Source organism: Brevibacillus sp. AG162 (genome assembly GCF_006715575.1).
Taxonomy (GTDB): domain Bacteria; phylum Bacillota; class Bacilli; order Brevibacillales; family Brevibacillaceae; genus Brevibacillus; species Brevibacillus brevis.
Window position 1 is genome coordinate 99,162 of sequence record NZ_VFNO01000002.1, and the last position, 15,139, is coordinate 114,300.

Annotated in this window: 15 protein-coding genes; 3 read left to right on the forward strand and 12 right to left on the reverse strand. The window is 48.6% G+C overall.

Annotation, left to right across the window (positions count from 1 at the left end; translation table 11 throughout):
* Positions 1-11: 11 nt before the first annotated feature.
* From FB479_RS05250 to FB479_RS05275, 6 genes are all read right to left on the reverse strand, one after another.
* Positions 12-1,064 (reverse strand): DNA polymerase IV, encoded by a 1,053-nt coding sequence (locus FB479_RS05250; protein WP_142063072.1) that lies wholly within the window; start codon positions 1,062-1,064, stop codon positions 12-14.
* A gap of 73 nt (positions 1,065-1,137) precedes the next feature.
* The gene (locus FB479_RS05255; RefSeq protein ID WP_142063075.1) at positions 1,138-1,578 is read right to left on the reverse strand and encodes a peroxiredoxin; all 441 of its coding nucleotides are present in this window, start codon (positions 1,576-1,578) and stop codon (positions 1,138-1,140) included.
* A gap of 133 nt (positions 1,579-1,711) precedes the next feature.
* A complete protein-coding gene (locus FB479_RS05260) occupies positions 1,712-2,629 on the reverse strand; it encodes an NAD-dependent epimerase/dehydratase family protein (protein WP_142063078.1) in 918 nt (305 codons plus the stop codon).
* A complete protein-coding gene (locus tag FB479_RS05265) occupies positions 2,626-3,768 on the reverse strand; it encodes a glycosyltransferase family 4 protein (RefSeq protein ID WP_106656673.1) in 1,143 nt (380 codons plus the stop codon). The genes FB479_RS05260 and FB479_RS05265 overlap by 4 nt, the downstream gene beginning before the upstream one ends.
* Before the next feature lie 161 nt (positions 3,769-3,929).
* Complete coding sequence (locus FB479_RS05270; RefSeq protein ID WP_106656674.1) at positions 3,930-4,667, reverse strand: gamma-glutamyl-gamma-aminobutyrate hydrolase family protein; 738 nt, start codon at positions 4,665-4,667, stop codon at positions 3,930-3,932.
* A 27-nt stretch (positions 4,668-4,694) separates the two neighbouring features.
* A complete protein-coding gene (locus tag FB479_RS05275) occupies positions 4,695-6,320 on the reverse strand; it encodes a peptide ABC transporter substrate-binding protein (protein ID WP_142063081.1) in 1,626 nt (541 codons plus the stop codon).
* 111 nt (positions 6,321-6,431) lie between these two features.
* Between FB479_RS05275 and FB479_RS05280 the strand changes: the two genes are divergently transcribed.
* Entirely contained in the window at positions 6,432-7,244 is an 813-nt protein-coding gene (locus FB479_RS05280) for a serine hydrolase (protein ID WP_142063084.1), read from the forward strand.
* A gap of 107 nt (positions 7,245-7,351) precedes the next feature.
* On the opposite strand, the gene FB479_RS05285 is transcribed toward FB479_RS05280, so the two are convergent.
* The 4 genes from FB479_RS05285 to FB479_RS05300 form a co-directional block, all read right to left on the reverse strand.
* The gene (locus FB479_RS05285) at positions 7,352-8,647 is read right to left on the reverse strand and encodes a phytoene desaturase family protein (RefSeq protein WP_106656676.1); all 1,296 of its coding nucleotides are present in this window, start codon (positions 8,645-8,647) and stop codon (positions 7,352-7,354) included.
* A gap of 279 nt (positions 8,648-8,926) precedes the next feature.
* Positions 8,927-10,057, reverse strand: coding sequence for a virulence factor (locus tag FB479_RS05290; RefSeq protein ID WP_142063087.1), 1,131 nt, complete (start codon positions 10,055-10,057; stop codon positions 8,927-8,929).
* Positions 10,058-10,218: 161 nt separating this feature from the next.
* Positions 10,219-11,079: a GNAT family N-acetyltransferase gene (locus FB479_RS05295; RefSeq protein WP_142063091.1), complete on the reverse strand. Its 861-nt coding sequence runs from the start codon at positions 11,077-11,079 to the stop codon at positions 10,219-10,221.
* 22 nt (positions 11,080-11,101) lie between these two features.
* Positions 11,102-11,860: a DUF4931 domain-containing protein gene (locus tag FB479_RS05300; RefSeq protein WP_142063094.1), complete on the reverse strand. Its 759-nt coding sequence runs from the start codon at positions 11,858-11,860 to the stop codon at positions 11,102-11,104.
* Between the two features lie 202 nt (positions 11,861-12,062).
* On the opposite strand from FB479_RS05300, the gene FB479_RS05305 reads away from it, so the two are divergent.
* Together FB479_RS05305 and FB479_RS05310 are read left to right on the forward strand one after the other, a co-directional pair.
* Complete coding sequence (locus FB479_RS05305) at positions 12,063-12,308, forward strand: hypothetical protein (protein ID WP_106656679.1); 246 nt, start codon at positions 12,063-12,065, stop codon at positions 12,306-12,308.
* A 77-nt stretch (positions 12,309-12,385) separates the two neighbouring features.
* Positions 12,386-12,757, forward strand: coding sequence for a L,D-transpeptidase (locus tag FB479_RS05310; RefSeq protein WP_106656680.1), 372 nt, complete (start codon positions 12,386-12,388; stop codon positions 12,755-12,757).
* Positions 12,758-12,793: 36 nt separating this feature from the next.
* Here FB479_RS05310 and FB479_RS05315 read toward each other — a convergent pair whose 3' ends face one another.
* Both FB479_RS05315 and FB479_RS05320 read right to left on the reverse strand, forming a co-directional pair.
* Positions 12,794-13,015, reverse strand: coding sequence for a hypothetical protein (locus tag FB479_RS05315; protein ID WP_088906829.1), 222 nt, complete (start codon positions 13,013-13,015; stop codon positions 12,794-12,796).
* 90 nt (positions 13,016-13,105) lie between these two features.
* Positions 13,106-15,022 (reverse strand): ABC transporter ATP-binding protein, encoded by a 1,917-nt coding sequence (locus FB479_RS05320; RefSeq protein ID WP_142063097.1) that lies wholly within the window; start codon positions 15,020-15,022, stop codon positions 13,106-13,108.
* Positions 15,023-15,139 lie beyond the last annotated feature (117 nt).

Here is a 15,139-nt window from a genome sequence, read left to right on the forward strand (position 1 = left end):
TTCTCCCTCCCCTACTTCCCCAGCTTCCACGAAAACATCGAGAGCTGTTCGTACCTCTCCCCTTGCTGCTCGGCAAAATTCGAAAAGCCTACGCCCACCAATCGAACGCCTGCCGTATAGTCAAAGGCGTCGAGCAAATCGTCCAACAGCTCCTGCCAGTTGGCCCCAGCCACTGCCTTGTGTTGCTTGGTCCGCTGGGTAAAGTCCGCGTACTTGATTTTGAGTGTTATCGTCTGGGGCTCGACCCCTTCCTCGCGGATGTCCTCTTCGACCTCACGCAAAAGGGAGGTGGCAATCGGAGCAATCGCATCCCTGTCAAACAAATCAAAGGGCAGTGTTGTTTCGCGGCTCAATGATTTCGGCGCGCGGTCCATTTCAATTTCGCGATTGTCTTCTCCTCTCGCCCGGTAATAGAGGGAACGACCGAACTTCCCAAATAATACAGTGGCCTCATCGAGTGAAAGCCGCCAAAAATCCTCTACCGTCTCAATCCCCTTTTTCGCAAGCAGCTCCTGCGACTTTTTGCCGACTCCATGCAAGGTGCCAATTGGCAACGACCGCAGCACATCCAAAGCCTGCTCAGGTCGGATGATGACAAAGGCATCCGGCTTTTTCAAGTCACTGGCAATCTTAGCCAACGACATATTGTAGGAAAGTCCGATGCTGCAAGTAAGTCCGGTCTCCCGTTTGATTCGCCTCTTGATATCGTGGGCGATGGGGACCGCATTCTCGTAATGGGACACGTCTAAATAAGCCTCGTCTAGCCCTACTGTTTGATAACGCTCTGTATAAGAAGTAAATATCTGTCTGACTTCAGCAGATTTTTCGATATAACGGCTATAGCGGACAGGCAAATAAAAGCCTTGCGGACATTTTTTCCTCGCCATGGCTACAGGCATTGCGGAGCGAACACCGTATTTTCGCGCCTCGTAGCTGCAGGTCGATACGACACCGCGATTGCCAGTTCCCCCGACAATAACCGGCTTCCCCCGCAATTCAGGGCGATCTAACTGCTCTACACTCGCGAAAAATGCGTCAATATCCAAGTGAAGAATTTTTTTCATAGGGATACCCACCAAACATACATTCTCATTTCTATTATCCCTGTTTTGTTCCATTGACGCAAGCGAGAACGTTCTAGGCTTGGCTTTCAATCACCTGTAGCAGCTCCGATACTGGAGGATTTCCTTTTTTGGCATATACGATTGTTCCGTTTTTTCCGATGATGTACACGATGCGTTGCTGGAAAAACAACCCGAGAACTTTTCCGACATCGTACGCTTTTCGAATGGATTCACCTTCATCCATGATCAATGGAAATTCATAGCGAAACCTTTCTGCAAACGAGCGTTTCTTGTCCATACCCCCTGGATTGACGCCAAAAACGACTGTATTTGCTTGCTCGATTTTCGTGTAGTGATCCTGCACCGCACACAGCTGTTTCGTACAAATCGGGGTATCATCTCCCGGATAGAAAATGAGGACGATCGTTTCCTTGCCGATGTGCGCTGCAAGATCAATGGTTCCTTTTGTGCTCGCCGCCGTAAAGACGGGAGCCAAGTCTCCGACCTTTAACATTTCTCTCACCTCTATGCTTAGTATACAGGGGATACCGGAATATCAAAATTCATTCTCCCATGATACGCTGGCACCGAAAAACCTCACGCATACATTACGCTACGTGAGGCTTTTGTGGATATATGTCATGAAGTTATCGTCTTTCTTTGTAAAACCCGATTGTATATGCGAGCCCTTCCTCTAAACTAACAGAGGGCTGCCATGCCAGCACTTCTTTTGCTTTTTCACATTGCAAGCAACTGAACAGAAGATCTCCCTTTTTCATAGGCTGATGAACGGGGAGCAATGGAGAAGAAAGAGCATGGGCAACCATCTTGTACAGCTCGCTGATGCTTGTTTTTATGTTCGTGCCGATGTTAACTGTTGTGTTATCTGCTCCCTGAAGAGCGAGATAATTGGCGTGCGCCACATCCTTCACGAACACAAAATCTCGCGTTTGGACACCCCGACCATAAATAACCGGGGATACCCCTGCTAAAAGTTTGGTGATAAAGATTGGTATGACTGCACCTTCCCCACCGCTATTCTGTCTAGGACCATAAACATTGGCATATCGAAGGATGGTGTAAGGCAAACCGTACATATCCTGATACAAACGGACATACTGCTCACCATTGTACTTGGAAAGGCCATAGAAAGACGATGGCCGAATCGGATGAGCTTCCGTAATAGCCATATCGGGGGTTTCTCCATAAACAGCGCAGGAAGAAGCGAAAATGATCTTCTGCACGCCATAATCACGACAACAGGTCAATACGTTTATCGTTCCCAGCAAATTTTGCACGGCATCATCATACGGATTGACCACGGATTTTTGGACATCTACCTGAGCTGCTTGATGAATGACCTTCTCCGGCTGCTCCATCGCGAAAATTTCCTTCAGCTCCTGCGAAACGATGTCTGCGTTGTAATACTGTATCACTTTCGGCAGATGGTCGAGGCGTCCAGTACTGAAATTGTCGACTACGATTGTCTCTATCCCCATACTCACCAAAAAGTCCACGATATGGGAGCCAATGAAACCGGCCCCCCCCGTGACCATCACCTTCATATTTTCCGCCTGCTTTTTATCGCTCTGTACTGTCCTCTTAGTTTGGATACGGTACTGTACCAGCTGAATCTCGCCTTTACTCGCTGTCTCCCACCATAAGCAAGCCTTCTGGCTAAGCTAGGCGATGATTTCACTCTTGCAATCGCATGCGCAAATGCTCGCGGGCTGAGATAATTCCGTACGAGCAGCCCACTGCTTCCGTTGTTCACGACTTCGGAAATTCCACCTCTTTTCGAGGCAACTACTGGGATACCGGAAGCCATTGCTTCAGAATTGACTGTCGCAAACCCTTCCCGATACTGTGTCGGACAGACGAAGACATCCCCTAAATGATACATCTTGTGGATCTGGGAGGGCGGCAAATAGCCTGTAAATCGAATCGGAACGTTGAGTCTTTGCGACAGCTGACGTACCTTACGCATATAGGCCGTTTGCTTTCTGACTCCCGGCCACGACGCACCGACAGCGACGATTCCCATGCTCGGGTATCGCTTTTTCAGAATCGCGACGGCACGTACAAGTGTGTGAAGCCCTTTCATCGGTACGATCCTGCCTACGAACAGGACATTGTATCGGTGACCGACACCCCATCGTTTCCGCAACGCCTGCTTGTAGGCGAGGGTCCTGGGGCGGAACTTGCTCGTATCCACTCCGAGTATCGCCGTTTTGAACTTATAGGCATGCCGAGGATACCTCTTGCGCATCGTCTGAGAAACAAACGAGACGACGGAGGTAACTCCTTTTACCTGCGAGAGAATGGCATTTGCTCTCGAATGGGAAAGCTGGGACATAAAGGTCAACGAGTGAAGAGACAGAACAATCGGCGTTCGGGGAAAAGCCGCTCGAACAATGGGGACGAACGTCGGTCTGTTCTCGATCTGGATGATGTCAAATGATTGTCCCCTTACTCGTCTCAAGGCAGCACGAATATAGGATAAACGGTTTCTTTGTGGAATTCGGACGATCTTCAGCCTCCCAAAATGCGATGTCCCGGGCAATCTGGGATGAGCGCGACTGATAATTGTGACAGAATCCTGATTTGCCATGCGCCGAAAAATATTGTAAATACACGTTTCGACAGAGCCTCCCGTTATCGGGGGAATCGGTAGCTGCTCCGGAGCAATGACCAGAATGCGCAAGTTGCCATCCTCCTCTTCTCCAAATCGTATTCTTCAACAGACTATGGAGATGAAGTGGCAAGGAACATGGTTGAAACGCCCTTTTTCACTAGATTATGAAGCCCTCCTGCATGAGAAAAACCGCTCTGGGCAATCCCAGAACGGTTTCTCTCATTTCTATTCTAGTTAGTCGCTTGCAGTTTCAACTGCTTTACCCGGGCAACAAATGCCTCGGCAATCTTCAACATGTCGTCGTCGTGTGCCCACATTCGTTCTGGATGCCACTGTACGCCTACATGTAGCCCGTCGAGGCTTTCCATCGCCTCAATCACACCGTCAGCCGCGCATCCTGTGACTTTGAAGCCCGGTGCTATGTCTTTGACTGCTTGGTGGTGAGAGGTGTTCACGAGCACCTCTGTCTTTCCGAGGGCATCCGCTATAAAACCAGGCTGTAGCGTAATCTTGTGCGCCCCGTATTGCCGTGATCCCTTCTGTGCATGCTGTAATGCTCCTGGTACTTGGCTTGGAATATCTTGAATGAGGGTGCCGCCACACGCCACATTCAAAATTTGCATCCCTCGGCAAATACCCAGGATTGGCTTTTTCAGCTCCAGCGCAAGCTTGATAATCTCAAGCTCTGTGATGTCTCTTTCGTAATTGATATCACCCAGCCCTTGCAGCGGGTCTTCGCCGTACAAATGCGGCGCAGGATCCTCACCACCAGACAAAATCAAGCCGTCCAGGGATTCGATCATCTCCCGAAACGGAGCATCCTGAATCGTCAGCAGTGGCAAGATCAGTGGGGTACCGCCACTGCGCGCAATTCCGTTCACATAGCCTGAACCTACATAGAAAAACTGGTCGAGATCGTTCTTCGGAAAATACATTTTCGTACATGCCACACCAATGATCGGACGCACGCCAGTCACTCCCTTATAGACTCGTGATTACTTTTGATTGGAAGCGTACTTGAAGTCGATGAACCCGAGTGCATCTACCACCACATCTTTTACGCTATCCTGCTTCACCCACGCATAGGTGAAATAGTAGATTGGCAACGCAGGCATTTCATCCATGACGATTTGTTCAGCTTTCTTGAGGATTTCCTTACGCTTCGCTACATCCCCTTCTTTGGCAGACTGCGCGAGCAAATCGAGGAACTCCTTGTTTTCCCATTTGGATGTATTCAGTCCACCCTTGAAGACCTCCAGGAAGTTGATCGGATCGTTGAAATCGCCAATCCAGCTACCACGGCCGATGGTGAAGTTTCCTTGCTTCATGTCTTCTCGGTGAACCTTGTTCTCTTTGTTAACCAGTTTGACCTCGATGCCAAATGCTTTGCGCCATTGATCCTGAATGACTGTCGCAATACGCGAATTGACCTCTGACGTATTGTATGCAATCGTGATCGGTGGCAACTCTTTGATCCCCGCTTCTTTCATACCTTCTGCCAAGAGCTTTTTCGCGGTCTCTACATCGCCGTCTTTGATGTAGCCCTCTGGCGTAAGTGCCATGGTTGGCGGGAGAATACCCGTCGCTGGCGTGCTCTTGTATGGTACGACATTATCGGAGATTTCCTGACGACCCACAGCCGTAGCAAATGCCTGACGAATCTTTTTGTTGTCAAACGGCTTTTGCTTCGTATTGAAAATGTACCAGTACGTACCCGCTGTCGCTTGAGCTTGCATTTTTCCGGATTCTTTCAGAGCATCCAGCGCATCCAGTGGCAAATCGCCCAGTGGTGAGCCTGCCCAATCCAGATCACCTTTTTCAAACATCGACAGCTCCGTATTGGCATCCTCAATCATGTTCAAGGTCAGCTTGGACAATTTGACAGCGTCCTTATCCCAGTAAGAATCGCTCTTCTCAAATTCGATCTTTGATTTGTGCTCCCAAATTTTCAAGCTGAATGGACCGTTTGTAATGTACGTCTCTGGCTTAGCAGCCCACTCTTTGTTGCCCTCAACCGCTTTTTTGTTGACTGGGAAATAGGTGACAGACGCAACCAGTTCCGGGAAAAACGGCGCCGGGTTTTCCAGTGTAACAACTAGTGTCTTGTCGTCTGTTGCCTTCACACCGACATCTTCGGCTTTGGCCTTGTTGGCATTAAAGGCTTGCCCATTTTTCAAATAGTACATCTGGTACGCGTATCCGGAAGCGGTTTTCGGGTCGAGAACTCGTTTCCATGCGTATTCGAAGTCATGAGCGGTAACCGGATCTCCATTGGTCCATTTGGACTCCCGCAGATGGAAGGTGTACGTGAGACCATCAGCGGAAACCTCGTACTTCTCTGCGACCGCCTCTTTCAGCTCGCCTTTTTCATTCAAGCGCAGGAGGCCATCAAATGCTGCACGGGCAACAGACATCGAAGGGATATCTTCTGCCAGTCCAGGGTCGATCGTGCTTGGCTCACCAGAATTCAGGTTGACCTGCATCGTTTGGGGGGCGCTACTCTGCTCCTGCTTCGCACCTGTCGTCTCCCCCGTGGTGCTCGCTTGCGGTGTTCCACAGCCAGCGAATGCTAAACTGGTTAACAGAACAGCACAAAATGATAGTTTCTTCCACTTATGCAACAGCAAAACCCCCATCTTAGGAATAATTCTTCTTGATTGTTAGGAGCATGACTAAATAATATTATCTTGAGAAAATTTTGTCTACATCGAAACAAAAGGAGATGGGTCTACATGTTATCCAGTCTTTTTGCCCAAATATCCAGTCTGATCAAGGATGCAGGAGGAGAATGGGGAATCTTTTTCGAAGATTTGCAAACCGGTGAAACATTATCCATCAACGAAGATCAGCGCTTTTATGCAGCCAGTGTGATCAAAGTCCCGATCATGACAGCCGTTTTTGCAGAGGCGTACGCAGGCAAATTTGCCTTGGAGGACAAGATCAAGCTGCGTGCAGAGGATCTCGTTGGCGGTGCAGGTGTTCTTCAGCAAATGACTCCCGGCACTGAATTTACGATTCGCGACCTGGTTACCCTGATGATCATCCAAAGCGACAATACGGCGACGAACATGATGATTGATCTCGTCGGAACAGAGAGCATTCGCAACGCGATGCAAAAAACCGAAATGACAAACAGTCACTTCTACAACAAGCTCATGGTCGTCCCAGCTGAATTGGAAGGATACAATGAGGTTACGGCAAAAGACATGGGAAGCCACCTCCGATACTTGGGAACAGGAAAAGTGATCTCCTACGACAGCTGTTTGAAAATGGTCGCCATCTTGAAGACTCAGCAGCACCGCGATCGCATTCCCTTCCTTTTGCCTGACCCAGACGGCGATGTGATCGGGATGATTCCGAAATGGGAATTCGCCAACAAGACTGGCTCTGTGACCAAAATCACGCATGATGTCGGCATCCTCTACATCGGTTCTCATGCTGTTACCTTGTCCCTATTAAACAAGGGACTCGAGCAAAAGGATGCTGCCAACGTCATGGCGCAAATCGGCACTCTCGTTTATCGCGTATATAGTCAGAAAGCGTAATCCATGTGGCCTGCCATCTCCATTGGCGGGCTTTTTTCTTTGAAACGTTGCATGAGAAAAAACAAGCAGGTATTCCTTTCTCCAAGGAACACCCGCTCGTGATCGACCTATTCTTTTTCCAAAATCAGCTTGGCAACGTTCATCGCGCTAGAGAAAGACAGCTCAGACAGCTGGCCTTGTCCTTCACACCAGTCACCCGCAAAGAACAGGTTGCGGTAATCCGGCATGAAAATCGGCATTGGCTTCTGATTCATGGTCCATTTGATCTCCTGTACGACTGCACGAGCAGAAACGCGCGGCACAACCAGTTGCTCACGCCAGCCTGGGAAATGCTTGTCATACAGGTTTTCAATCTCTTGCTTGCGGATTTCGGCCGCTTCCTTGTTTCCTACTTCATCCTGACGCATGTAAGCAGTCGCCTGCAGCAACTGCCCGCCTTCAGGTACACAAGTGCGGTCATAATACGAAATATCGGTAATGAAAATATTGTTTGCTTTTTCGTAGATGTAGGAGAACGGTACGTCAATTCGCTCTTTCAAGCCAATGTCATACACCATAACAACCGTTGGCTCGTATTCAGCATGCTGTGCAATCGCATGCTCCAGGCGCGTCTCCGCAAAGACCTTCGCCATCTCCTTCGGCGGAATACAGCAAATAAATTCATCCGCCGTAAATTCGCCCTCCGGTGTCACCACTCCAACCACACGATCGTTCTCTACTTGGAACTTTTCTACTTTGGTTTTGATCAGAATCGTACCCTGATTTGCTTCAATCACACGTACGAATTCATTGATCAATGCTTGCCAGCCGCCACCGATATACGCTACCGGTTTATTTGTTGTAAACAAACGGCTGTAGTACTCAAAGAATACGTCAGAAGGAATCTTTTCAGGCTCACGTGTGAAGAAATTGGAAGAAGCAAGCGTCAACATCATTTCTCGCACTTCTTCGTTGACTTGCTTTTTCTCCATCCACTTTTGAATCGACATATGTGGATGGCCTTTTTCCATTTTTAGCATCGTTTTCAAAATCTCAAACGTGAACAATACTTTGTCCATGCCTTTTAAAAGCTTCGTTTGGAAAAGTCCTTGTACATTCGCCGGAACTGCAGTCAGATCGCTACCAATATCGTACTTGGCTTTCGTCGGATTGAAATCCTGCCAATCGATGTTCAGACCCAATTCTTTTTCAAACGTTCTCAAAACGGAGCTGTCGCGAGCATAAATGGCGTGGGCACCGAAGTTGAAGTTAAATCCTTTGATCTTCAGTGTAACAGCACGTCCACCCAATTGACCGCGTTCCAAAACTGCAACTTTTTTGCCTTTCGACGACAGGTAGGCGGCACTGGAAAGACCAGCAAGTCCTGCACCTACAATAACAACGTCATAGTGATTGGTTGTCATACACAATCTCCCCTACGCACTAGCGATGTTGAATACATAAGCTAAACCCTATCCTAGTCTAAGGGATGGATAAGGTGGAAGTCAACCATTATTGAACTGTGTCTATTTTTATACTGGCTTATACCAATATTTACCTAATCAACCAGCTTGTTTACCACTCTTCTTGAAGCAGTATGCCCCGCTATTCGCTGTATATCCAGCCAACGAAAACACGATAGAAAAGCCCTCTTTAGCAGTAATCTGCTTGATAGAGAGCTCTTACGCAACTGGAAGCAGAGACTAATCGTTTCGGCGAGTCATTTGCTGCCAAACGGTACCGCTAGCCGCCTCACCGCTTTCAATGCGCTGCACGGCCATTTGGACTTGCAAGCTGACCTCGAACTCTGGATCGTTCTGTGCGGCACGCAAAGCGTCCAAGGCAGTTTCATCCCCCACCTCAAACAGGTAGCGAGCAGCGCGCCAGCGTACCAGCTTGTTTTTATCCTTCAACGCTTCACACATCGGCAGAATTGCGCGCGTGTCACCTAAGTCAGACAAGGTATCGCCTGCTGTGCGTCGGACAGAGACGGAATCATCCCGGAGCGCTTCAAACAGCAGCGGGAAGACATTATCCCCACCGATCATGCCCAGATACACAACCGCAAGCCTGCGGATCGACGGCTTGCCATCACGGAGCGCTTTTTCCAAAACAGGCAAATCCTCTTCGGTAGGCTCCATTCGATCCAGCGCTTCATATCTTTTTTGCCAATCCGGATCATCGAGCATCTCCAGCGTAACGACTTTCTTTTCACGCACGACTGGCTCTGGAGTTTCCCCGGGACCAAGCGCCATGGCCTGTTGCACGATTTCTTCCACACGGCTATCCGGATAGGAGGCATCGACTTCCAATGCGACCTCCTCGCCAATCTCGCGCAAATCGCCATAGCGCACGCCATGCTCGACCCATTTCCGCTCCATGATGAGGTTGGGCGAAGCAGAGCCTGCACGCACGGCTGCCTGGCCAAAACGCTCTGGCAGCGCTGCACGAATCTGTTCCGTTCCCATGGTCACCTTGACCTGCATGGGTACACCGCGGAACATTTGAATGTACACTTGCGCCTCTCCAAATGCCCCTGCTTCCTCCGCAGACATGTCAGAAACAGCCGCTCCCCCACCTGCTTGCAAAACCTCGCGCGCGACAGTCAAAATACGCTGCCAATCTGCATTGGACTTTCGCTCCAGCGCGAGAAAATCCGCCGTATGAAAAATGGAGGTAACCCCATCGATCTCCAAGAGCTTGTTCATAAGTTCTGGTGCTTTACTCGCATCTTTCTTTGTATAGACATGTTGGACCCCATCCGGCAAACGCTCGTCTACATTCAGCTTCATGACGTTTGGACTCGGCGTCGGTTCGATGGACAACAGTTTCATAGTGAGTCACTCCTTATTATGCATGTTCAAAAAGTCGTCTTTTCAGTACCGAGAAAGTGGCGAGAAGCCGAAGAAGGAGGAACGTACTTGCTTCTCTTCTATCGTAGCATGTAACCTAATCCATTTTCCAACCCGAGAGATAGTGAAAAGCAGTTTGCCCGCTACAACACCAGCTTGTAGTAATCATTGGCCGACTTTACAAAAAAGCCGCATGATTCATACAGCCCCAAAGCACTGCTGTTTTCACAGGCTACCTCCAGTGATACGTCCTGGTATCCTTCTTTCCCCAGCATCTCGATCGTTTGTGCCAAAGCCTGGCGTCCATACCCTTTCCCTTGGTAGTCTGGGTGGACACAAAATCCATAAATAAACGCCTTGCCTTCATTTTTGTTCACGCTTATTTTACCAACGGCCTTATCATCGACAATCATCAAATGCGTGGTGGACTTGGGATCACCCGCCATGTTTTCGGCCATTTCCCTTGCCCGTTCTTCCTCCATTTGAAAACCATGGACGTTCAGCCAAATCAATGTTTCATAGTCGCTGGCGGCCTCCGGTCGAAGCAGCACGTTTCCAGAAACCGTTGCCCTTTGCTTCTCTCCTAAATCCATCCAATATTCCGAGAATTGATAATGGCCACCGATTCGCTCCATATATGACTTGCCACTTTGCGAATCTCGCTGAACGATAAACAACTGCGCCGGAATGCCTCTTCGTCTGCATGCGTCTGCGGCTTGTGCTTGCAACGCTGTGAATATGCCTTTTCTTCTGTAGGCTGGATGGACCATGCCGCTCACTTCTGCCTCACCGCCATGAAACACGTAGAGTCCTAGAAAGCCAACCAGCTTTCCATCGGCATAACAGACAAAGTCTTCTTCATGCTCTCCCGAACGCTTTTCCAGCATACCCGGGTTTACTTTGAGATCAATCCCATCCTGTTCATTGCAAATCGCAACCAATTCTGTAATCTGTGCCAGTTCCTCTGAGGTGAGTGTTTTTCTTGCCGTGATCGTATACGTCAAAGCGTAAGCACCCTTTCTATGATTAGAAGTATCGTCGCTGCAATTCATCGACGATCTCTTCCAAATTATTGGCGACCTGCGGAATGGAATAGCCTACGTAAAGAGGAGAGGTAACAAACCTCGGAACCACTTTGGCGATCAGCTTTTCTCTCCAATGGTAAAAGAAAAAATTGTAGCTTTGGTTGCGCGGATTGACATGAGTCAGTATCCAATGTGCTAAAATTTGTAAGTAGTCTGCCATTTTCGGCAATTGATCAAAGTCCGATAGAATGACATTGTATTCAAAAAAACCTGCACGCGGATGCGTAGACAGATTGCATTCAATCCCCGTCTCTTGATCGATGGTCATGCCAGTAAAATCACTGTCTTTTACCTGATCCAGATAGTTGTAGTCATGTAATCCGACGATCTGCATGTGTGGATGACGGATGCTGCCCCCGGAATACGGGCCGTGGTTTTTGAAGAACAGAACGGAACGATAAGACTTGCTTTGCTCCATTTCAAGCCACTTCTCCACCCCGAATGCCAGCAATGCTCGTACATGTTCTTTGGAATAGACAGACCAATCCCCTTGGCATTCATCCGACTCAATCAAAACAGTTTGATGCGTATCCTCCAGAACAGGGAATTTGTTCATGAGCCAAATCATGGAGCCCCGCTGCTCCAAAAAGTCTGTGAGACTGTTTCGATCACAAAAAGGACAGGCCGTTTCTGTGTTGTTTACACTCACTGGCTTTTTTCTGCCTATTTGCATGTTAAAGTGCAAGTGTGTCTGCTTCATTCCCGTGTCCCTCCAGTTTGTGCTTACTTCCACTTTACACGCATTTCCTGGGAAAATCATGACGTTTTTTGCCCAGACGACACTTTTGAAACCTCAATTGGACTACCTATTTTTCAATGCCTGTGGCGTTTGTTTCTTTTTTTATCTCAAATGTTTTGCATACAATGGGAAGCAGTGAAATCTGGAAAGGTGTTGGAATTGGATGGAGCGATCATTTTATTATCCTGTTAGCTGGAGCGAGGCCCAACATTACAAAACGTTGCTTGATCAAGAAGGAGTCCCTTATGAAATTCAATCCCCGCTCGATTTGCCTGTCTTGGAAGAAGGTAAGCTGGCCATCGTCTTTCCTTCCGTTCCTTTACGGATGTACGTCTGGGTGAGAACCTTGTTCTATCGTGACGGCCTGCGCTATCCGGATACGTTTTCGTTAGATTTCAAACTACATTAATCAGGATGGGAAAGGTACCGGTTTCGTTGGTTTTCATAAGATAGTAACAGCGGCATATCGTATCGTTTGTCGGGGAGGTGAAGAAGCTGCCGTCCTACAACATCCGCATCTCGATTGCGAAGCTACGTCTCGATCTGTTCGATGGAAACCGACGCATCCGCTCGTATCCTGTTGCTTTGGGCAAAATCGCCACATCGACGCCACGAGGGGATTTTACCATCATCAACAAAGTCCCCTATCCGAATTCCTATCCGGGAGGACCTTTGAGTGTATTCGGCACCTTCTGGATGGGACTAAGCAAGCCACACTACGGCATTCACGGCACGAACGATCCTTCCTCCATCGGTAAGTACGTATCTCGTGGCTGTATTCGTATGTACAATAAGGACGTGAATGCTCTCGCAAAAATCGTGCCCATTGGTACGCCCGTTCGAATCAGACAGCAATAAGAAAGACCCGCCTCTCTTAACCAAGGCGGGTCTTCTTTACATAAGATGAGTCTTTTTCGTTCTTTCTGCTTCCGTTTCATCCGATTCCAAGTATACAAGAAATCTTCTCGCTTGCTTGTACATGATCGATAACGTCATTTCCCTGATCTTGTTCATGATCACTTCTTTATCCTCCGGATGCACTTCGGAAGAGAGCTGTTGTTCTTGCAGCTCTAGGTAAGACATCACCCATTCCGGGTCTAACTTATAGGCAGGCAACGACAGCGACTCCTCTACTCTAGTAATCTACTCTAGTCTACAGGTGGAAGCGTCGCTTTCCCAACCCTCAATTACTGGCTACGCCACTAATTATTTCCCTTGCTCCAATTCCTCTACCAGTGCAGATAATTCCGCCCAACGCTCAATGGTTGCTTCCAACTCTGCCGCTACTTGCTGTTCTTCTGCATAGAGCTTTTCAATTTTGCCGTAATCGCTGCCAGACGCTGCAATCTCTTGCTTTAGCTTGACACTGCGCTCTTCCAAAGCCGCGATTTTGCCTTCAATCGCATCCCATTCCTTCTGATCCTTGTAGGACAGCTTGCGGGTTCGGTTGTTGCCGCGATTAGCCCCGCTGTTGCTTGGCGCCTTTTCTGCCTGTTGCTCCGCTTCTTGCACCTGTGATGCTTTTTCCTGGCGTCTTTCTTCCAAGTACTCGGAGTAGTTGCCGTAGTAATGACGAATGTCTCCTTGCCCTTCAAAAGCAAATAAATGGTCAACGGTACGATCGAGGAAATAGCGGTCATGCGACACCGTGATAACTGCCCCTGGGAACTGCTCGAGATAGTCCTCCAAAATACTGAGCGTTTGAATATCCAAATCATTCGTAGGCTCATCTAAAAACAGCACATTCGGCTCTCCCATCAGCGTACGGAGCAGATAGAGACGTCTGCGCTCTCCCCCAGACAGGCGGGAAATCGGTGTCCATTGCATATGCGGCGAAAACAGGAACCTCTCCAGCATTTGCGAAGCCGTGATCGACTCCCCGTTGCTCGTCTGAATGACCTCTGCAGCTTCCTTTACATATTCGATGACGCGCAGCTTTTCGTCCATCTCAACATTATCCTGCGTGTAGTAGGCGATTTTTACGGTCGTTCCGATTTCCAATGAACCGCTATCCGGTTGAATTCTTCCTGCAAGCATGTTCAAGAGCGTCGTTTTTCCGCTTCCGTTTGGCCCGATAATTCCCACACGATCACCCGGCAGGACAATATAGCTAAAATCGTTGATCAGTTTTCGCTCACCGTATGCTTTATTGATGTTTGTAAGCTCGATCACCTTTTTACCGAGACGGCTGGCCCCGAGTGCCATTTCCATCTTGGCAGCAGGTCCATCTACGACTTTATCTCGTAACTCCTCAGCCCGTTGCACACGCGCCTTTTGTTTGGTCGTCCGCGCTTTTGCTCCACGACGAAGCCATGCCAGCTCGCGTCGAAGCAGATTATGCCGCTTGCTCTCTACGGCTGCTTCATTTTCTTCACGCTCCGCCTTTTTCTCCAGGAACATCGCGTAGTTGCCTTCATAGCTGTACAGCTTGCCGCGATCCAGCTCAAACGTGCGGTTCGTCACACGATCCAGGAAATAACGATCATGGGTGACGAGCAGCAAAGCGCCCTTGTAGCGGGACAAATACTCTTCCAGCCACTCGACTGTCTCATTGTCAATATGGTTCGTAGGCTCATCCAAAATGAGCAGGTCTGCTGGTTGAATCAGGGCACGTGCCATTGCTACCCGCTTTTTTTGTCCACCAGAGAGCTCTCCTACCTTTTGCGAGAAATTGTGCAGGCCAAGCTTGGTCAGGATCATTTTGGCTTGCGTATTGCTCTCCCACGCATCAGCCGCATCCATCCTGTTTTGAACAGCAAACAATCGCGCCTGCTTTTTCTCGTCGTCAGGCGATTCCTGAACAGCCTCTAGCGCTGTTTCATAATCACGCAAAAGCTGAATGAGCGGAGAATCGCCGTAAAATACTTGTTCCAGTATGGAGGAGTTTTCGTCAAAATCGGGATTTTGCGGCAAATACTCCACATGGAAACGATTCGCGTGAACAATTTTCCCGCTATCCGCTGTATCCAGGCCCGCCACAATTTTCAAGAGCGAGGATTTTCCCGTACCATTAACACCGATCAGACCAATGCGCTCTTGCTCGGCAATATGAAAGGAAATGTTATCAAACAATACTTTTTCTCCATAGCCTTTGGAGAGGTTTTCTACTGATAATATTTGCATGAACGTCACCTGTTCTTTTCTATTTGCTTATCGAGATGCCATGTGAATCCTACACTCGATGGTATCATGTTTTTCGCGCAAGCTCTAGGGTGATTCAAATGGATGGAGCAAACATTG